The sequence below is a fragment of the Dyella kyungheensis genome, assembly GCF_016905005.1.
In the GTDB taxonomy this organism is placed as follows: Bacteria; Pseudomonadota; Gammaproteobacteria; order Xanthomonadales; family Rhodanobacteraceae; genus Dyella; species Dyella kyungheensis.
The window spans coordinates 460,045-477,897 of the sequence record NZ_JADIKC010000007.1 but is presented as its reverse complement, the minus strand read 5'-3'; the positions used below and the strand labels follow the sequence as shown (position 1 = coordinate 477,897).

Below are 17,853 nucleotides of genomic sequence, written 5' to 3'. Positions count from 1 at the left end.
ACGGCATGATCGTCCATGATCTTGTCCTGGCTACGCGCGGCAAGCTGACGGGTATCGAGCGATTCGCCATCAACACGTTCGAAGCTGCGCGCGAGGATCGTGACGATGTGTTCGCTCTCGTGGCCAACGATGAACTACTGAACAGCAAGCGGAACGTCATCTCCGTCGGTCATGGAATGCTCTCCTGGATTAGGTCTGCATCGAGATTGCCGTATCCCCTGACGCCGGCCGATTCGCTCATATGCGCCGCATTTCCGCCAAGCCCGTCGATGCTTCGCCAGGACTGCTCGTTCGTGCGCGTCTTGCACGATGAGTTTGCCTGGACACGCTCTGCATCCCTGTCTTTCCAGGGGCGGCTGATGTTCAAGCACTACGAACAGCATTTGCTCACACGGTATGACCGTATCTTCTGCCCGACCGAACCGGTCCGTAGGGCGTTGCAAGGACTATTTCCGACCAGAAAATTCATGCTGTGCGGGAACGCGCCGGGGATCCAGCTCGCGCGGACATCCGCCCGACCTGTCGCCCATCTTGTCGGCAAGCCCTTCACGCTCCTGGTAGGAACCATCGAGCCGCGCAAAAATTATGAGCGACTTATCCGGCTCGCCGAAATTGCGCCCGAAAAATTGTTTGTCGTAGTGGGCAGGCCGGGTTGGGGTGGTGCAAGCGCATTGATGAGCGCAGCGACGTCTAACGTCTTGTGGTTAACCGATTGCGATGACGATCAAGTGGCGTGGCTCTACAACGCGTGCGAACTGTTCCTGAGCTTGTCGCATGCCGAGGGTTTCAACATGCCGCTCGTCGAAGCGGGCATGGCCGGATGCAGGATTCTCTATTCGGATATCGAAGTACATCGCGAGGTCGCCATTGCAACGGCCCGTCCGTTCGCCACCAACGCGGACGATGAGGAAGTTCTTGAGCAGCTGATCTCCCGTCACGAACGTCCTCGCGCAGATCTTGTCGAGTCATACAAGCACCGATTTAGCTGGGGCGCTGTCGCCGGAGCCCTTCAGAGGCGCGGCTGAGCGGGCGATCTTTAGCGTCGACCGCTGTCTGAGCATGCTCTTGTGTTCCAGCTTCGATACCTTGTCCGAAGGAGGTTCGCTTCGATGTCGTGGTGGCCTTTCGTTACCGCACTGGGTGATACCGGTGTTGTGCTCCCGGCATTCGCCTTCGCCGCTGGGTGGCTGGCCGTAAGGCGTCAGGTAGGCATGTGTCTATCGTGGACCATGCTTCTGATGCTTGTCGGGGGTGTGGTGATCGCTAGCAAGTTGGCCTTCATGACATGGAACCTAGGTATCGGTGCGCTCGATTTCACGGGACTCAGCGGTCATACGGCGATGTCGGTTGTCGTGTGGCCGCCCCTCTGCGTGCTTTTAGCGCGTCGCGAAGGCTGCCAGCGAGCCGTTGCCGGTATGGCGGGCGTTGTGCTTGCCCTGCTCATTGCCTGGTCGCGGATAGAGCTTCATGCCCATTCGGTATCGGAAGTCGTCGGCGCCCTATTGATCGGTTTGCCAGGCGTAGCGATCCTTTTCCGCACTCGGTGGTCGTATTGGGCCGTGTCCGGCGGACGAATGCTGCTGATCTTCGCTCTGTTGGCGATGCTGCCGCTTACATACGGGCATCGTTTCCCGTCCGATAAAATATTGCGTTTCGCAGCGATGCAGCTCAGTCCCAACCATACGATCTATCGGCGCGATCTTCTGCGCTGACGACTTGGGCATGAGCGAAACCTGGTTTCAGTGATACATCAAATTGATCGTCACCAACGTCAACACCAACACAAGCGCAGTGAGTGGCAAGCCGACGCGCAGGAAGTCCTTGCCGCGGTAGCCGCCGGGGCCGGCGACCATCATCAGGGCCGGATGGCCCGAGCTGAGCAGGAAGGTGTTGGACGAGGAAACGGCGACGATCAGCGCATAGGCCGATGGATTGTTGCCGGTGGCAACGGCCACGCTGATGGCAATGGGGACCATCATCACGGTGGCGCCGACGTTGGACATCACCTGCGAAAAGAGCAGGGTGAGGATGGCCAGCGACAGTTGCAGGATCCAGTGGTTGGTGTGGCCCAGATGCTGCAGCACTTCCTGCGCGAGCCAGGCGGCGGCACCGGTGGCATCCATCGACCAGCCCAGCGGAATCAGGCAGGCGGTGACGAAGATGGTCTTCCAGTTGATCGCCTTATAGGCCTCGTCCATGTTGAGCACGCCGGTCAACAGCATGCCGATGGCGCCGGTCATCATGGCCACGGAAAGGTCGAGGTGCGTGAACAGCGCGAGACACTTGGCCAACAGGAAGAAGCCCACGGCCTGCCAGACTTTGCCGGGTCGCTGTTCTTCCTTGGGAATATCGGTGACTACGACCAGATCGCGATCCTCGCTTGCAAGCACCAGGTCGCGCCAACTGGAATGCAACACCAGCGTGTCGCCGGCGCGCAAGCTCACCGAGCGCACGTCGTCGCGATAGACCTGGTCGCCGCGGTTCACCGCCAACACCGAGATGCCGTAGCGCTTGCGCAGCCGCAGGTCGCCCACGGTCTGCTTGAGGAAGCGTGAGCTGGGCGGAATCACGGCCTCGGAAATGCCGGCACGCGAGGGATTGAACAGCTCGCCCAACTGGCGCATGCGCGGCGAGAGCTTGCACAGCTGGTTGTTGGCGAACTGGTTGAGCTGGTCGCGCGGACCGAGCACGCCGAGCACGGAGCCCACCCAGATGACATGGTCCGCCGGCGGAGCCATGCGCGCATCGTTGCCGCTCTTGATCGCGAGAATCAAGGGTGCGCCGTAGAGCTGCTCGACTTCGCCGATGCTCATGCCGACCAGCGGGCTTTCCGCCGTGACCGTGAGCTCGGCGGTTTCGCCAACGATGCCGTAGGTATCGGCGAAGTAGCTCTCGGTGCGCCCGGGGGTAACCTTCAAGCGTTCGTCTTCGCGCTCGGGCAGCAGCTTCTTGCCGAAGAAGTAGAAGAACGCGACGCCCGTGAGCGCAAGCACCAGGCCCACCGGCGTGACGCTGAAGAGGCCGAACTTCGGAATCGTGTGCGCGCCGGCCGGCAGATTGGCGTTTGCGCTGGCGACCAAGTCGTTGAGCACGATCAGTGGCGAGTTGGCGATCAGCGTGGTGTTGGTGGCGGTGAGGATGCAGAACGCCATCGGCAACAACAGTCGCGAGATCGGCACGCCGGTGCGTGCGGCAAGGCGGCTGGTCACCGGGATCATCAGCGCGGCCAGCGCCTGGCTGGGAATGACCGCGCTGAAGAGGCTGGTGACGAGGTTGATCACCACGCCAAGGCGCGATTCCACGCCGCGCGCCATGCGCATCACGAAACTGGCAGTGAGCGTGAGCACGCCCGCGCGGTCCAGGCCGGCGCCCATGATCATGATGGCGATGATCGCGATGACCGCGTTGCCGGCGAAGCCGTTGAACACGCGTTCGGAAGGAATGAGCCCGGTGAGGCCGATCACCACCACCACCAGCAGGGCCACCATGTCGGCGCGGATCCACTCCAGCACCAGCATCAGCATGGTGAAGCCCACCAGCCCCAGCACCAGGATCATTTCAGGGGTGAGGGCAAGTCCCACTAGCGCGCGCCCCTTGGTCGGGCATCCTGGTGACGGTTGGATGTGGGCAGTGGGAGCTTCACGCTACGACGACTCGTCCCTGTTTGAGGCGTGAGTATAAACGTGTGCTGCGCTGGGCTGGTGAACCGTGTATGCACTGCGAGCCCGACATGTCGGTTACTCGATGGCGATGGCATACGGCGCAGATTCCCTCTCCCCTCCGGGGCGAGGGTTAGGGTGAGGGGCGGGTGCTCAAGATGGCGTTGCTAAGGCGGGCGCTTCGTGTGTGCGCCAAAAAAAGCTCGCAATAAACAGTGTCGAGGCAGCGTGGCCCCTCACCCCAGCCCTCGCCCCGGAGGGGAGAGGGAGCAACTGCGTGCCTCGTTCTAGCGCTTGCGGTACAGCAGATCCCACACGCCATGACCCAGTTTGAGTCCGCGGCGTTCGAAGTGGGTCTCGATGCGCCAGGCAGGTTTTTCGGCGTACTGGCCGGGGCCGAGCTCGTTGTGCCAGGCGGGGGCGGCTTCCATCACCTCGAGCATGTGCTCGGCGTAGGGCTGCCAGTCGGTGGCCAGGTGCAGCAGGCCGTTGGATGCCATGCGCGAGGCGAGCAGGGCCACGAAGTCGGGCTGGATGATGCGGCGCTTGTTGTGGCGTTTCTTGTGCCACGGGTCGGGAAACCAGATGCGCGCTTCGGCCAGGGTGCCGGGCGGGATCTCGTTTTCCAGCACTTCCACGGCATCGTGCTTGTACAGACGCACGTTGCCGGCATCGCGCGCGGCCAGCGCGTTCATCAGGCGGCCCACGCCGGGGCCATGCACTTCCACGCCGATGAAGTCGCGCTGCAGGTCGTGCTCGCTCGCCCACGCCAGCGCTTCGCCGTTGCCGAAGCCGATCTCCAGCACCAGCGGGACGCTGCGGCCAAAGCGTGAGGCAAAGTCCTGCGGCGAGCCGCTGTAGTCGATGCCGAAGCGGGCCCAGTGCTCGTCGAAGGCGCGTTGTTGCGCCGGCGTCATGCGCCCTTCGCGCAGCACGAAGCTGCGGATGCGGCGCATGAAGGGCGGCTGTTCGGCGTCGTCGTGGTCGTGCGTATCGCTCATGGAATCAGCCGATGGTGCCGTCGATCGGACTGGACGCCGAGGCAAAACGCTTGCGCGGGATGCGGCCGGCCTTGAAGGCAGCGCGACCGGCCTGGATGGCCAGCTTCATGGCGTGCGCCATCAGCACCGGGTCTTTCGCGCCGGCGATGGCGCTGTTCATCAGCACGCCGTCGCAGCCCAGCTCCATCGCAATGGCGGCATCGGAGGCGGTGCCCACGCCGGCATCGACGATGATCGGCACCTTGGCGTTCTCGATGATTTCCAGCAGGTTGTAGCGATTCTGGATGCCAAGGCCCGAGCCGATCGGCGCGGCCAGCGGCATCACCGCCACGCAGCCGATCTCTTCCAGGCGCTTGGCCAGGATCGGATCGTCGCTGGTGTAGACCATCACGTCGAACCCGTCGGCGACCAGCGCTTCGGCGGCCTTGAGCGTTTCCACCACATCGGGGAACAGCGTGCGCTGGTCGCCCAGCACTTCCAGTTTCACCAGCTTGTGGCCGTCCAGCAGCTCGCGCGCCAGCTTGCAGGTGCGCACGGCGTCCGCGGCGTTGTAGCAACCGGCGGTGTTCGGCAGCAGGGTGAACTCGTCGGGCGGCAGCGCGTCCAGCAGGTTGGGCTGGCCGGCGTCCTGGCCGAGGTTCACGCGGCGGATGGCCACCGTGACGATCTCGGCGCCCGCGGCCTGGCTGGCGCGGCGCGTCTCGTCGAAATCCTTGTACTTGCCGGTGCCGGTGAGCAGGCGCGAGCCGTAGCTCTTGCCGGCAATGATCAGCGGATCGGAAGCATCGAGCGTCTTGATATTCATGGGGAGTTCTTCAGTCTGCGGCGACGCCCTGGCGTCGCATGAGCGCGCATGCCGGGGCGATCAACCGCCGCCGATGGCATGGACGATTTCCACGCGGTCGCCGTCGGCCAGGCTGTGGCTGGCATGCAGGCTGCGCGGGACGATCTCTTGGTTCACTTCCACGGCGACGCGGCGCTGGCCGTAACCGGCGTCTTCAAGCAACTGGGCGACCGTGGTGGCGGGGGCGCAGTCGCGCGGACTGCCATTGAGCGTGATGTGCATCCGTCCATTGTAGCGGCTGGCGGCCCGAATGCCGCCCCGGACATGAAGAGGCCCGGCGGTGCCGGGCCTCCCGAGGGCGGTACGGACCCTCAACGCTGCTGGTCGTCCCGCCGTGGCGCCGGGTGGCGTTCCTCGTGGTTCGACTGCTGCTGCTGACGCTGCTCCGGCCGTGCCTGTTGGGGCTGCGGCTGCGGATTGTTGCGGGGCGCCTCGTAGCGCTGCTGCATCTCCTGCCGCTGTTGCATCTGCTGGCGTTGCTGCATGGCGTCGCGCTGCTGCATCTGCTGCTGCATGGCCTGGCGCTGCTGGGCTTCCTGTTGCTGCATCTGCTGCCGCTGCTGCAGGGCATCAGGCGGCTGCCTCTGTTGCTGCATCCGCTCGCGCTGCTGCAGGACGTCCTGCTGCTGCATCTGCTGCCGCTGCTCCAATTGCTGCTGTTGCTGGACCCGTCGCTGCTGCATCTGCTGTTGCTGGACGTCCTGGCGCTGCTGCATGGCGTTGTCGCGCTGGAATCGCTCGGCGTTGTCCTGGCGTGCCTGCTGCGGCTGGGCCGGTTCGATGCGGGGCGCATTCGGCAGCGTGCCGGGCGCCGCCTGGCCGCGCATGCGGTCCGAGTCGGCGCTGGGGATGAAGCTCACGCCGGGACGCGGCTGGTTGTTTTCGCCGCGCGGCTGCGCATTCGGCCGGGCGAAGCGGGCAGAGGGCAACTCGCCCGCGCGCATCGCGGCCGGTTCGTTGTCGCCGCGAGGCATCGGGCGGGCAGCGGGCGCATTGCCCCGAGGCCCGGCATTGGGCTGTGCCGCCGAGAAATCCTGGGGGCGCGCAGGGTTCGCGCCCCGCATGCCGGGACCCTGGCCATTGAGCAGCCGCACATTGTTCGGCGTGGGTGCCATGCGCGGTGCACCGGCGACATTCACCGGTCGACCGCCGAAGCCCGCGGCCGGCGGCGTACGCGCCACCACCTCGCGCTGGAATCCGCCGGCCGGCAGCGGACGCGCCGTGTTGGCGCGCGGCGGCGCAAAACTCGCCCGCACGGGGTTGAGGCCGCTGACGCCGCGCGGCATCACCGCCGCTTCGGAAAAGCGGCGCGGGTCGACCTGCGCCATATGGTTGCGGGCGTTGCGCGCGGCCACGAAATCCTGCCCCGACATGGCGCGGAACGCATGCGGCACGTCGCGGTTCATGTACCGCTCGTTGGGCATGGGGCGGCCATCGCGGAAATAGTTGTAGCGGTTGTTGATGTTGTTGATCACCAGGTTGCGGTTGTTGCGCACATAGATATTGGTGACGTTGACGTTGGTGTAGTAACCGCGGCTGGCGCGATACCACGGGTTGTAGACCTCGCCCGGTCCTAGCGGGAACCAGCCCACCGGGCCGCCCACGCCGATCGACACGCCGCCGCCGACGAAGGCCACCAGCGCCGGCGCATAGACCGGGCGCACGCCGACCGGGCCCGGCACCCAGCCCCAGCGGTTGCGCACATGGGCCCAGCGGCCGTAGTGATAGGGCGCGAAACCCCAGGGCGCGGCGTCCACCCAGGTCCAGCCCCATGGGCCGACGTACGACCAGTGGCCATCGCTATAGGGCGACCAGTCGGCACCCACGCTGGCGGGATACCAGACCTGGCCGTAGTCGGGATCGTTCTGCCAGTTGCCGTATTGATTGAGATCCTGGGCACCCACGATGTCCGGCGACACGTTCGGGTCGGCCGGGGTGGAGGCGTACTGCTGGTTGCGGCCATCCACCCAGGCGTCGAAATCGTCGCCGCCCTGGATGTCGTTGATGGACACCACGCTCAGCGACGAATCGACGAACTCGTACGAGCGGCCCGCGGCCACCATGCGCTGCGCGCCGCCCTCGCCATAGACCGTGGCGTGTCCGGCGAAGTCGGTGACGCGGGTGGACTTGCCGTCCTCGCTGATGTCCACCCGATAGCTGCCCGGTTGATCGATCACCAGCGCCACCGTGGGCGTATCGATTTCGTAGCTCTGGCCATCGTCCAGGCCCTGCACTGTCACGCTCGCCGTGCCCTGGGTCAGTTCGACCTGGGTGAGCTGGTCGTTGAGGGTGAGGAAGCCGAAATTGGAATCGTCGGCGATGCGTAGCGTGCCGCTGTCCAGCTGCAGTTCGGCGCGTGCGCCGTCGCCGGTGGAAAGGCGGTCGCCGGTGGTCAGCGGACGGTTGAGGCTGGCGTCGCCCCAGTCTTTCTCGCCGGCCGGCAACAGCCCCACATCGCCCTCGCGATAGGAGAGCCGTGCGATGCGCGACGGCGGATCGCCGGCGCCGTTGTCATCGGGTGGCGCCTGGGTCTGCGCCTGGGTCAACCCGCTGGCACAGAGCAACAAGGCCGCTGCCATCCATCGCCGGTGGTGCGGCGACGTCAGGAAAGCAGTAAGCACACGCATCGGGTTCTCCGGAGCTGGACGCGATGGGCATCGCGGAAGGGTGGCGTCACCCGCAAGAACGCATAGGGATTGCGGGCGCCGACGGACGCATTATGCGGATGTGTGCTCCGTCCATCGCAAGGACCGGCCGTGCCCGCAGAAAAAGTGGTTCAGCCGGCCGCCATGTCCGGTTCACGCCGTGTTCGGCTGTGGCAGGCGGAGCGCAACGCGAAATGAATGCCGGCGACCGCTGCGTCATGTCGCGATGCCATCGGCCGCCGATGCACCGATCCGTCGGACGTTCGCCATCGGCGGTTCCCAAGGCCCGCGGAGGCGGGTTACCATCGTCGGGCGTTGCGGGTGTAGCTCAATGGTAGAGCTGTAGCTTCCCAAGCTACTGACGAGGGTTCGATTCCCTTCACCCGCTCCATTTGCTCCCGACCCCCACGAGCTCCCTACACGCGGCGTACGCTGATCATGGCGGATGTGAACACCCTCGGCTGGCGGGAGCGCTTGGCATTGCCGATGCTCGGCATTCCTCTGCTCAAAGCCAAACTCGATACCGGCGCGCGTAGCAGTTCACTGCACGTGGACACGCTGGAGAGTTTCGAGCGCGCGGGCGATACGTGGCTGCGTTTTTCGGTGTCCGTGGGCGGCCGGCATCGCATCGCGGTGACCTGCGAGACGTTGGCGCTGGATCGCCGGGCGGTCACCGATACGGGCGGCCGGCGCACCTTGCGCTGGTTCATCCGCACGGACGTGGTACTGGCCGGCGAGCGCTTTGCCGTCGACATCAATTTGACCGACAGGCGCCATATGCTGTTTCCCATGCTGCTCGGTCGTAGTGCGTTGCACGGGCGATTCGCGGTGGACCCTGCGCTTTCCTATACACAGCCTCGACCCCTCCGGGCGGGCATCACGGGTGTTTCATGAAGATTGCCATCCTCTCGCGCAACACCCGTCTGTATTCGACGCAACGTCTGGTCGACGTCGCGCGCGAGCGCGGCCATGTGGTGCGCGTGCTCGATCCGTTGCGCTGCTACGTGCGCATTGCGCCGGGCAACATGTCGATCCGCTACAAGGGCAAGGCGATCAAGGGCATCGATGCGGTGATTCCGCGCATCGGCGTCACCAGCACCTTCTACGGCACCGCGGTGCTGCGCCAGCTGGAAATGATGGGGGTCTACACGCCCAACTCGTCCGATGCGGTGCTGCGCGCGCGCGACAAGCTGCGCTCGCTGCAGATCCTGGCGGCCCAGGGCCTGGACATGCCCGCCACGGTGTTCGGCGACAACCCCGACGATACCGCCGACGTGCTGGCCATGCTCGGCGAGCCGCCGCACGTGATCAAGCTCAACGAAGGCAGCCAGGGCACCGGCGTGGTGCTGGCCGAAAAGCGCAGTGCCTCGCAGAGCGTGATCGAGGCGTTCCGCGGCCTCTACGCCAACTTCCTGGTGCAGGAGTTCATCGCCGAAGCCAAGGGCACCGACCTGCGCTGCTTCGTGGTGGGCAAGAAAGTGGTCGCCGCAATGGAGCGCGAGGCCAGCCCCGGCGAGTTCCGCGCCAACATCCATCGCGGGGCCACCGCCAAGGCCGCCACGCTCAGCGCCGAAGAGCGGCGCATCGCCGTGCGGGCCGCCGCCGCCCTGGGTTTGGGCGTGGCCGGCGTGGACATGCTGCGCTCCAAGCGTGGCCCCTTGATTCTCGAGGTGAATGCCTCGCCCGGCCTGGAAGGCATCGAGGCCGCCTCGGGCGTGGACGTGGCCGGGGCGATCATCAAGTTGCTGGAAGGCGAAGCCGGCATCGGCCAGGCCCTGGTGAAGCGCAAACCGCAGCGCGCGGCGTAATTTTTTGCCAAAACCCGCCTTTCGGCCTTTGACCCGGTGCCGGAGCCCGGCCTAGCATGGGGATTCCTGCAGGTCGCGTCCCGAGGGGGGATGCCGCAGGGTGGAGGAAAACAATGAAGCGGAAGTACTGGCTGCCGGTCGCGGCGGCGATGATGCTCGTGTTGCAGGTGGCGTCGGTTCACGCAAAGGAAACCAAGCCTGACGTCAAGGCCGACACCAAGGACGAATTCGCCGCAGTGGCCGATCACGTTCGTCAGCAGATGGCCCCCGGCGGTCGGTTCGATTCGATCCCCAAGAACGACCAGCAAACGGTCACCCGCGACCTCAGCAGCATGGAGTCGCTGTTCGACAAGTTCGGCAAGGTCGATGCGATGGACCAGCCTTCGAAGGTCGAGTTGTTCAACAACCAGTCCGAAGTGAACGCCATCCTGACCCGTCACGACGGCGACCGTCAGGTGTGCGAACAGATCAAGCCGATGGGTTCGAACATTCCCAAGACGGTGTGCAAGACGCAGCGCCAGATCAACCTGGAGAACGACCAGTCCCAGCGCACCTTGCAGGACATCCAGAACCAGAGCCGCCAGAGCGCCGTCGGCGGTCACTGAGCGGTGGCGGTTAACGGTGGCGTGAGTACCGGTTAACCGCGATGTAACTGCGGGGCACCTATAAAGGCCCCACTGCAATGTGTCTGGCACTTTCCGCAAGGTCTGGTGACAGCAGATTTCGGTATCGGGGCAGTAGCTTGAGCCCAGGCGAGCGACCACGAGTCGAGCGGCCTGGGCTTTTTTCTTGCCCGATTTCGATACTTGTTCAGTTTCGCGGCCGCCAAGGCCCCCTTTCCCCGGCACAAGCTTGTTAAGCTTGTTGCCTCGGTCGGCCCTCATGCCGGCTGCGTATGGAGGATGCATGCGCGTATTGGTGATCGAAGACAACAGCGATATCGCGACGAACATCGGCGATTATCTGGAAGACCGGGGTCATGTGGTGGATTTCGCCGGCGACGGCGTCACCGGCCTGCACCTGGCCGTGGTGCATGATTTCGACGTGATCGTGCTCGACCTGACCCTGCCGGGCATGGATGGCCTGGATGTGGCCCGCAAGCTGCGCCACGAAGCGCACAAGCAGACGCCCATCCTCATGCTCACCGCCCGCGACGCGCTGGAGCAGAAGCTCACCGGCTTCGAGTCCGGCGCCGACGATTACATGACCAAGCCGTTCGCCCTGCAGGAACTGGCGGCGCGCCTGGAAGTGCTGGCTCGCCGCGGCAAGGGTCCGCAGAGCCGCGTGCTGAAGGTGGGCGATCTCACCTACAACCTGGACACGCTCACGGTCACCCGCGAGGGCAAGTCGATCCAGCTCAATCCGATCGGCCTGAAGTTGCTGCAGGCGCTGATGGAAGCCAGTCCCTCGGTGGTCACCCGCCAGGATCTGGAACAGCGCGTGTGGGGCGAAGAATTGCCCGATAGCGACTCCCTTCGTGTGCACATCCACGGCTTGCGTGCGGCCATCGACAAGCCCTTCGACAAGCCGCTGATCCACACACGTCACGGCATTGGATACCGCATGGTCGAACCGGATGCAGTCCAGGCGTAAGCTCAGGTTTCGCCTTGTCGTTTCGTTCGCGCTGTTCGGTTTCGGCCTCAGCGCGTTGTTCGCGTTTGCGGCGCTGAACATCCGTAGCAGGGTGGAGGACCAGTTGGTCAACTCCAGCCTGATGGATGATGCGAAATATGCGAACCAATTTGCGCAGGCGCATCCCGATGCGCCCGGTCCGGGCTCGCGCCTAATCACGGGCATGACGAAGAGTGAGCGCACGATCTACAAGGCGCCGCTGCCGTGGCAGAACCTGGATACCGGTATACACGACATCAACGAGCTGGCGGAGGATGGAACCCCGCATCACTACAAGCTGGCGGTGTACCGAGAGAACGGCATCATCAGTTTCGTCCGCTACGACGTTTCGCGAGAAGAGTTGGGCAAGCGGCAGCTGATTGTCAGTGTGGTCGCCGCGGTGTTTTTGTTTGGGCTGCTGTCACTTGTACTTGGCTTCTGGTTATCGCGCAAAGTTCTGAAACCGGTAAGCGATTTGGCACAACGGCTGCGTGATTTTCGCAAGAACGGCAAGGCCGAGCTCCTTGCGCCACACTTCGCCGATGACGAAGTGGGCGAGCTGGCGCTGGTGCTGGATGAATATTCCCAGCGACTCACCGCGATGGTGGAGCGCGACCGCGAGTTCAACTCCGACGTGAGCCACGAACTGCGCACGCCGCTGGCAGTCATTTCCAGCACAACCGAATTGTTGCAGGGCTCGCCCGATCTCACCGACAAGTTGCGCGAACGCCTCAAGCGCATCGAGCGCTCGTCGCGTCAGGCGACCGAGCTGATCGAGGCGTTGTTGCTGCTGTCTCGCGCCGAACGTCGCGGTCCCACGCGTGGCGAAACCACTGACGTGGGCAAGGTGGCTTCCGATGTCATCGAAAGCCAGCGTCCGCAGATGCGCGACAAGCCGCTCGAAGTGGAGTTGAGCGTGCGCCAGCCGGTGAGCGTGAATGCGCCGGCCTCGGTGCTGGCGGTGGCGCTGACCAATTTGATCGGCAATGCCATCAAGTACACGCTCGAAGGTCGCGTGACGGTGGAAGTGAGCGCCAATCGCATCGAAATCATCGATACCGGCCCGGGCATCAAGCCCGAAGATGCCGAGCGCCTGTTCCAGCGCGGCGTGCGTGGCGAAGGTGCAGGCGGCAGCGGTGCGGGCCTTGGTCTGGCGATCGTGCGTCGCCTGTGCGATCTCTACGGCTGGGACGTGTCGATGCGTCCGCGCACGGATACCAACGGCGCCATCGCGAGCATCGTGTTCGGTTGATGGGATGGCGTGCGAAGCGCCGGCCCTTTTTGCTCGTCATTCCGGCGCAGGGCGGAATCCAGTAGCGATGCAATCGAGTTTCGCGCGAGCTCACACAGCAGGCTGCCACGATGCGACAACCGGGCACAGACGCTACTGGATTCCGGCCTGCGCCGGAATGACGGCTAGGGGTGGTCGCGTTCGACTGAAGGCACGGTCCAACGCTGCACTCTGAAAAAAAGCGGCGCCATCACGGCGCCGCTTGCATAACTGCTGAAGTCCTCAGCGAATCAAAGCGGCTCCAGCCAACCCCACTGGTCGTTGGTCTTGCCGTTGAACAGGCCGAAGAACAGTTCCTGCAGGCGACGCGTCACGCGGCCGGCCTTGCCGCTGCCGATCTGCTTGCCGTCCACCGAGCGGATCGGGGTGATTTCCGCCGCCGTGCCGCACATCAGCAGCTCATCGCACAGATACAGGTATTCACGCGGAATATCGCGCTCCACCACTTCGATGCCGTCTTCGTGCGCCAGCGTCTTGAGCGTGTCGCGGGTGATGCCGGTGAGGATCGACGCGCTGGCCGGCGTGGTGTGCAACACGCCGTCGAAGACCAGGAACAGGTTCTCGCCCGCACCTTCGCTCAGCAGGCCGCTGGAGGCCATCGCAATGCCTTCGCCGAAGCCCAGGCGGCGCGCCTCACGCGCGATCAGCTGGCCGGAAAGATAATTGCCGCCCGCCTTGGCGCCGGCCGGGATGGTATTCGGGGCGAAGCGTTGCCAGCTCGACACGCAGGCCTCGATGCCGTTCTCCAGCGCTTCCGGGCCGAGGTACGGACCCATCGCCCAGGCGGCCACCGCGACGTCGATCGGCGTTTCCGCGGAAAGGCCGAAGCCGCCCAGGCCGCGGTAAGCCACCGGGCGCAGATAGGCGGCGGACAGGCCGTTCTTTCGTACCACCTCGCGGCAGGCGGCGGCGAGTTCGTCCTGCGAGTAGGGCAGCACCATGTCGTAGATCTTGGCCGACTGGTACAGGCGCTTGAGGTGGTCGGTCAGGCGGAAGATCGCGGCGCCGTCCGGCGTCGCATAGCTGCGGATGCCTTCGAACACCGACGAGCCGTAGTGCAGCGCATGCGCCATCACGTGCGTGGTGGCGTCCTGCCAGGGCTTGATGGCACCGTTCTGCCAGATCCATTCGGGGTACTGCTGCGCCATGGGGAGGGCTCCGGGGAAAAATCGCGCCATGATACCGCGAGCGCGCCGCCGGCGATTTTGCGCAGCACCAAGCTCAGCCCGAAGGGCGCAGCCACAGGCAGCCCGAGCGACGCACCACGGCGAAGCGCGTTTCACGGGGTATGCCGCTACCGTCGCCCGCGGCGGTATGGACGATCAGTTCATCGCTGTCCGTGGCGGGCCGTGAGGTCGCGGTGGGACCGGTGGCCTCGCCGTTGTCAGTCGATGGCGCTGGCGGATCGTCGCTCGCACCTGCCGTGCCGATATCCAGCAGGGGACGCTGCATCAACGACCCGAGCGAGCGGATGTTGGCCACCACCGCATCGCGCCCATAGCCGTTCCAGATCATCAGCCCGGCCAGCCGGTTGGGATCGCGCGCGGCGAAGGCGTCCGTCATGCCCTGGCGCAGGTCGGCCACCGAGGTGGCGCAGCTCACCGGCGGTGGCGTCGCCGTGGCGACGTCCAGGGACGCCTGCGGCTTCGGTGTGGCAGGCGGCGTATTCACCGGCGTCGCCTGCAGCGCGGCGCAGGGCTGGTCGGTGAACAACGGATTGCCATCGGAGCCGATGCAGCGATGAATGCCGCCTTCCTGCGCCATCGCACGGAGTGGCAGCAGGAAGATCAGCAGGATCAGCCAGGCTCGCATCATCCATCGAGCTTACGCTCGATGGCGTTGCTTATCCGTGCAGCCGGTCGAGGATCGCGCGTGTGGCGCGCGCACGGTTCAAGGTATAGAAATGCAGGCCCGGCGCGCCGCCGTCGAGCAGCCGGCGGCAGAGCTGTGCCACCACGTCGGCGCCCAGTTCGCGAATGGATGCGGCATCGTCGCCATGGGCCAGCATGCGCTTGGCGATCCAGCGCGGAATCTCGGCCCCGCAGCCATCGGAGAACCGCTTGAGCTGCGAGAAGTTAGAGATCGGCATGATGCCCGGCACGATCGGCACTTCGACGCCCAGGCGGCACACGTCGTCGACGAAGCGGAAATAGGCGTCCGCGTTGAAGAAGTACTGGGTGATGGCGCCGTTGGCACCGGCGTCGACCTTGGCCTTGAAGTGGCGCAGGTCGGCGAGCGCGTCGTCCGCCTGCGGATGCGTTTCGGGATACGCCGCCACTTCGATGTGAAAGTGATCGCCGGAATGCTCGCGAATGAAACGCACCAGTTCCGAGGCATAGCGAAAGTCGCCCGGCGTGGCCATGCCCGAGGGCAGGTCGCCGCGCAGTGCGACGATGCGGCGGTAACCCGCGGCGCGATAGTCGTCCAACAGCGCCGCCAGCTCCGCGCGGGTGCCGCCGACGCAGGAAAGGTGGGGCGCCACGCTCAGGCCGTGCTGGGTATGCAGGTGATGCACCGTTTCGCCCGTATAGCTCAGCGTCGAGCCACCCGCGCCGAAGGTCACCGACACATAGTCGGGGGAATGCGATTTCAGCAGCGTCGCGGCCTGGTCGAGCTGGCTGCGCTGTTCGTCGGTCTTGGGCGGGAAGAACTCAAAGCTGATGCTCGACATCGAGGCGCTCCGTGGCGTCGTGGTGGCGGGTGCCGGGGAGTATATATCTCTTTTTCGCGATATAGAGATATGTGGTTGCCGAGCCGATCCGCGGCCCGCTCCTACGCCCGCCTGCGACAAACCGCAGCAGCGGTTTCCCTGGCGCCACTTGATCCAGATCAATTGGCGACGTCAGCCCGGCCCCCAGACTTCCTTCCGTTCAGTTATGCCTAGGAGTGGGCTTCATGGTGGGCGTCGAGGGGACTTACAACGACAAGGTCATACGGCAGTTTTCCGTCATGACCGTGGTCTGGGGTGTGGTCGGCATGCTGGTGGGCGTTTTCATCGCCGCCCAGCTGTATTGGCCTGCCCTCAATTTCGATATCCCGTGGCTCAGCTACGGCCGACTGCGCCCGCTGCATACCAATGCGGTGATTTTTGCGTTCGGCGGTTGCGCGCTGTTCGCCACCAGCCTGTATACCGTGCAGCGCACCTGCCATGTGCGGCTGATCTCCGACAAGCTCGCCGCCTTCGTGTTCTGGGGCTGGCAGCTGGTGATCGTGGCCGCCGCCATCTCGTTGCCACTGGGCTATACCCAGGGCAAGGAATACGCCGAGCTCGAATGGCCGATCGCCATCCTGATCACCATCGTTTGGGTGGCGTATGCGGTGTTGTTCTTCGGCACCATCGTCAAGCGCAAGGTGAAGCACATCTACGTCGCCAACTGGTTCTACGGCGCGTACATCATCACCATTGCGTTGTTGCATGTGGTCAACCATCTGGCCATTCCGGCCGGCCCGATGAAGTCGTACTCGGTGTACTCGGGTGCGGTGGATGCGATGGTGCAGTGGTGGTACGGCCATAACGCCGTGGGTTTCTTCCTGACCACCGCCTTCCTCGGCATGATGTATTACTTCGTGCCCAAGCAGGCCGATCGCCCGATCTATTCCTATCGCCTGTCGATCGTGCACTTCTGGGCGCTGATCGCCATCTACATGTGGGCGGGCCCGCATCATCTGCAGTACACCGCGCTGCCCGACTGGGCACAGAACCTGGGCATGGTGTTCTCGCTGGTGCTGCTGGCGCCCTCGTGGGGCGGTGCGATCAACGGCATCCTCACGCTGTCGGGCGTCTGGTACAAGCTGCGCACCGATCCGATCCTGAAGTTCCTCGTCGTCTCGCTCTCGTTCTACATGATGAGCACGTTCGAGGGGCCAATGATGTCGATCAAGACGGTCAACTCGCTCAGCCATTACACCGACTGGACCATTGGTCACGTGCATGCCGGCGCGCTGGGCTGGGTCGCGATGATCTCCATCGGTTCCATCTACGCGATGCTGCCGCGCCTGCTGCGCCTGCCCAAGATGTACTCGATCAAGCTGATCGACGTGCACTTCTGGCTGCACACCGTCGGCGTGGTGGTGTACATCGCCGCGATGTGGATCGCCGGCGTGACGCAGGGCCTGATGTGGCGTGCCACCGATCCGGACACCGGCACCCTCACGTATGCCTTCGTCGAAGCGCTCAATGCCACCAAGCCGTATTACGTGGTGCGCATGGGCGGTGGCGTGATCGTGCTGGCCGGCATGCTGGTGATGGCATGGAACATGTTCAAGACTTTCCGCCTGGCTGCCGCGAGCACCGAGCCGCAACCGCTGCTCATGCCCGATGCCGCCGACGCCCGTGCCTGAGGGAACAGACATGAGCAATGCACACGCAAAACTCGAAAAGAACATCGGCCTGATGGGCATCCTGGTGGCGGTCGCGGTGTCCTTTGGTGGACTCGCCGAAATCGTACCGTTGATGTTCCAGGCCGAAACGATCAAGCCTCTGCCGGGCATCAAGCCGTACCCCGCACTGGAGCTGGCGGGCCGCGACGTCTACGTCCGCGAAGGCTGCTACAACTGCCATTCGCAGATGGTGCGCACGCTGCGCTTTGAAACGGAGCGTTACGGCCATTACTCATTGGCGGGCGAATCGGTCTACGACCACCCGTTCCAGTGGGGCAGCAAGCGCACCGGTCCCGATCTCGCCCGCGTGGGCCTGCGCGGCTATTCCGACGACTGGCATCGCGCGCATCTGCACAATCCGCGCGACGTCGTGCCCGAATCCAACATGCCCGGTTATCCGTGGCTGGCGGATAACAAGCTCGACGGCGAGGAAGTGGCCACGCACATGCGTGCGCTCAAGCGCATCGGCGATCCGTACAGCGAAGAAGACATCGCGGGCGCGGCCAAGGCCGTCGAAGGCAAGACCGAACTCGATGCCGTGATCGCCTACCTGCACGCGCTTGGCACGCATGTGTCGCAGGCCGACATGCAGGCTGCCGAAGGAGCGGAGTGAG

At 64.6% G+C, this 17,853-nt stretch carries 17 protein-coding genes and 1 tRNA gene; 10 read left to right on the top strand and 8 right to left on the bottom strand.

What is annotated here, in order from left to right:
- Window positions 1-5 precede the first annotated feature (5 nt).
- Both ISP20_RS16675 and ISP20_RS16670 read left to right on the top strand, forming a co-directional pair.
- Window positions 6-1,025 (top strand): glycosyltransferase, encoded by a 1,020-nt coding sequence (locus tag ISP20_RS16675; protein ID WP_204637228.1) that lies wholly within the window; start codon window positions 6-8, stop codon window positions 1,023-1,025.
- A 204-nt stretch (window positions 1,026-1,229) separates the two neighbouring features.
- Complete coding sequence (locus ISP20_RS16670) at window positions 1,230-1,712, top strand: phosphatase PAP2 family protein (protein WP_204637227.1); 483 nt, start codon at window positions 1,230-1,232, stop codon at window positions 1,710-1,712.
- A 27-nt stretch (window positions 1,713-1,739) separates the two neighbouring features.
- Here ISP20_RS16670 and ISP20_RS16665 read toward each other — a convergent pair whose 3' ends face one another.
- The 5 genes from ISP20_RS16665 to ISP20_RS16645 form a co-directional block, all read right to left on the bottom strand.
- A complete protein-coding gene (locus ISP20_RS16665; RefSeq protein ID WP_204637390.1) occupies window positions 1,740-3,557 on the bottom strand; it encodes an SLC13 family permease in 1,818 nt (605 codons plus the stop codon).
- A 389-nt stretch (window positions 3,558-3,946) separates the two neighbouring features.
- A complete protein-coding gene (trmB, locus tag ISP20_RS16660; RefSeq protein ID WP_204637226.1) occupies window positions 3,947-4,660 on the bottom strand; it encodes a tRNA (guanosine(46)-N7)-methyltransferase TrmB in 714 nt (237 codons plus the stop codon).
- 4 nt (window positions 4,661-4,664) lie between these two features.
- Window positions 4,665-5,465, bottom strand: coding sequence for a thiazole synthase (locus ISP20_RS16655; protein ID WP_204637225.1), 801 nt, complete (start codon window positions 5,463-5,465; stop codon window positions 4,665-4,667).
- A gap of 60 nt (window positions 5,466-5,525) precedes the next feature.
- Window positions 5,526-5,726, bottom strand: coding sequence for a sulfur carrier protein ThiS (gene thiS, locus ISP20_RS16650; RefSeq protein ID WP_121882580.1), 201 nt, complete (start codon window positions 5,724-5,726; stop codon window positions 5,526-5,528).
- 89 nt (window positions 5,727-5,815) lie between these two features.
- Window positions 5,816-8,131: a DUF6600 domain-containing protein gene (locus ISP20_RS16645; protein WP_204637224.1), complete on the bottom strand. Its 2,316-nt coding sequence runs from the start codon at window positions 8,129-8,131 to the stop codon at window positions 5,816-5,818.
- A gap of 335 nt (window positions 8,132-8,466) precedes the next feature.
- Here ISP20_RS16645 and ISP20_RS16640 point away from each other — a divergent pair.
- The 6 genes from ISP20_RS16640 (at window position 8,467) to ISP20_RS16615 (ending at window position 12,820) form a co-directional block, all read left to right on the top strand.
- Window positions 8,467-8,540, top strand: a tRNA-Gly gene (locus ISP20_RS16640).
- A 47-nt stretch (window positions 8,541-8,587) separates the two neighbouring features.
- Window positions 8,588-9,043, top strand: coding sequence for an ATP-dependent zinc protease family protein (locus tag ISP20_RS16635; protein WP_204637223.1), 456 nt, complete (start codon window positions 8,588-8,590; stop codon window positions 9,041-9,043).
- Window positions 9,040-9,957 carry a 30S ribosomal protein S6--L-glutamate ligase gene (gene rimK, locus ISP20_RS16630; protein ID WP_204637222.1) on the top strand — a complete coding sequence of 306 codons (918 nt, stop codon included), beginning with the start codon at window positions 9,040-9,042 and terminating at the stop codon, window positions 9,955-9,957. The genes ISP20_RS16635 and rimK overlap by 4 nt, the downstream gene beginning before the upstream one ends.
- A gap of 113 nt (window positions 9,958-10,070) precedes the next feature.
- On the top strand, window positions 10,071-10,562 hold the full coding sequence (locus ISP20_RS16625) for a hypothetical protein (RefSeq protein ID WP_204637221.1): 492 nt from the start codon (window positions 10,071-10,073) through the stop codon (window positions 10,560-10,562).
- A 301-nt stretch (window positions 10,563-10,863) separates the two neighbouring features.
- On the top strand, window positions 10,864-11,550 hold the full coding sequence (locus tag ISP20_RS16620; RefSeq protein WP_046972192.1) for a response regulator transcription factor: 687 nt from the start codon (window positions 10,864-10,866) through the stop codon (window positions 11,548-11,550).
- Complete coding sequence (locus ISP20_RS16615) at window positions 11,534-12,820, top strand: sensor histidine kinase (protein ID WP_204637220.1); 1,287 nt, start codon at window positions 11,534-11,536, stop codon at window positions 12,818-12,820. The genes ISP20_RS16620 and ISP20_RS16615 overlap by 17 nt, the downstream gene beginning before the upstream one ends.
- A gap of 269 nt (window positions 12,821-13,089) precedes the next feature.
- Here the strand turns inward: ISP20_RS16615 and ISP20_RS16610 are convergent, their stop codons facing one another.
- From ISP20_RS16610 to metF, 3 genes are all read right to left on the bottom strand, one after another.
- Window positions 13,090-14,007, bottom strand: a complete 918-nt coding sequence (locus tag ISP20_RS16610) for a branched-chain amino acid transaminase (protein ID WP_204637219.1) — start codon at window positions 14,005-14,007, stop codon at window positions 13,090-13,092.
- Window positions 14,008-14,080: 73 nt separating this feature from the next.
- Window positions 14,081-14,674 carry a DUF4124 domain-containing protein gene (locus ISP20_RS16605; protein WP_204637218.1) on the bottom strand — a complete coding sequence of 198 codons (594 nt, stop codon included), beginning with the start codon at window positions 14,672-14,674 and terminating at the stop codon, window positions 14,081-14,083.
- Between the two features lie 28 nt (window positions 14,675-14,702).
- Window positions 14,703-15,530: a methylenetetrahydrofolate reductase [NAD(P)H] gene (gene metF / locus ISP20_RS16600; RefSeq protein WP_204637217.1), complete on the bottom strand. Its 828-nt coding sequence runs from the start codon at window positions 15,528-15,530 to the stop codon at window positions 14,703-14,705.
- A 224-nt stretch (window positions 15,531-15,754) separates the two neighbouring features.
- Here metF and ccoN point away from each other — a divergent pair, with 224 nt between their 5' ends.
- Window positions 15,755-17,200 (top strand): cytochrome-c oxidase, cbb3-type subunit I, encoded by a 1,446-nt coding sequence (gene ccoN / locus ISP20_RS16595; protein ID WP_204637216.1) that lies wholly within the window; start codon window positions 15,755-15,757, stop codon window positions 17,198-17,200.
- 10 nt (window positions 17,201-17,210) lie between these two features.
- Window positions 17,211-17,852 (top strand): cytochrome-c oxidase, cbb3-type subunit II, encoded by a 642-nt coding sequence (ccoO, locus tag ISP20_RS16590; protein ID WP_204637215.1) that lies wholly within the window; start codon window positions 17,211-17,213, stop codon window positions 17,850-17,852.
- The last annotated feature ends 1 nt before the right edge of the window (window position 17,853 follow it).

What these genes read in the sequence shown, in the direction of transcription:
- ISP20_RS16675 (WP_204637228.1), top strand. Translation starts at nt 6, where the DNA reads ATGATCGTCCATGATCTTGTCCTGGCTACGCGCGGCAAGCTGACGGGT.
- ISP20_RS16670 (WP_204637227.1), top strand. Translation starts at nt 1,230, where the DNA reads ATGCTTCTGATGCTTGTCGGGGGTGTGGTGATCGCTAGCAAGTTGGCC.
- ISP20_RS16665 (WP_204637390.1), bottom strand. Translation starts at nt 3,557, where the DNA reads ATGATCCTGGTGCTGGGGCTGGTGGGCTTCACCATGCTGATGCTGGTG.
- trmB (WP_204637226.1), bottom strand. Translation starts at nt 4,660, where the DNA reads ATGAGCGATACGCACGACCACGACGACGCCGAACAGCCGCCCTTCATG.
- ISP20_RS16655 (WP_204637225.1), bottom strand. Translation starts at nt 5,465, where the DNA reads ATGAATATCAAGACGCTCGATGCTTCCGATCCGCTGATCATTGCCGGC.
- thiS (WP_121882580.1), bottom strand. Translation starts at nt 5,726, where the DNA reads ATGCACATCACGCTCAATGGCAGTCCGCGCGACTGCGCCCCCGCCACC.
- ISP20_RS16645 (WP_204637224.1), bottom strand. Translation starts at nt 8,131, where the DNA reads ATGCGTGTGCTTACTGCTTTCCTGACGTCGCCGCACCACCGGCGATGG.
- ISP20_RS16635 (WP_204637223.1), top strand. Translation starts at nt 8,588, where the DNA reads ATGGCGGATGTGAACACCCTCGGCTGGCGGGAGCGCTTGGCATTGCCG.
- rimK (WP_204637222.1), top strand. Translation starts at nt 9,040, where the DNA reads ATGAAGATTGCCATCCTCTCGCGCAACACCCGTCTGTATTCGACGCAA.
- ISP20_RS16625 (WP_204637221.1), top strand. Translation starts at nt 10,071, where the DNA reads ATGAAGCGGAAGTACTGGCTGCCGGTCGCGGCGGCGATGATGCTCGTG.
- ISP20_RS16620 (WP_046972192.1), top strand. Translation starts at nt 10,864, where the DNA reads ATGCGCGTATTGGTGATCGAAGACAACAGCGATATCGCGACGAACATC.
- ISP20_RS16615 (WP_204637220.1), top strand. Translation starts at nt 11,534, where the DNA reads ATGCAGTCCAGGCGTAAGCTCAGGTTTCGCCTTGTCGTTTCGTTCGCG.
- ISP20_RS16610 (WP_204637219.1), bottom strand. Translation starts at nt 14,007, where the DNA reads ATGGCGCAGCAGTACCCCGAATGGATCTGGCAGAACGGTGCCATCAAG.
- ISP20_RS16605 (WP_204637218.1), bottom strand. Translation starts at nt 14,674, where the DNA reads ATGATGCGAGCCTGGCTGATCCTGCTGATCTTCCTGCTGCCACTCCGT.
- metF (WP_204637217.1), bottom strand. Translation starts at nt 15,530, where the DNA reads ATGTCGAGCATCAGCTTTGAGTTCTTCCCGCCCAAGACCGACGAACAG.
- ccoN (WP_204637216.1), top strand. Translation starts at nt 15,755, where the DNA reads ATGGTGGGCGTCGAGGGGACTTACAACGACAAGGTCATACGGCAGTTT.
- ccoO (WP_204637215.1), top strand. Translation starts at nt 17,211, where the DNA reads ATGAGCAATGCACACGCAAAACTCGAAAAGAACATCGGCCTGATGGGC.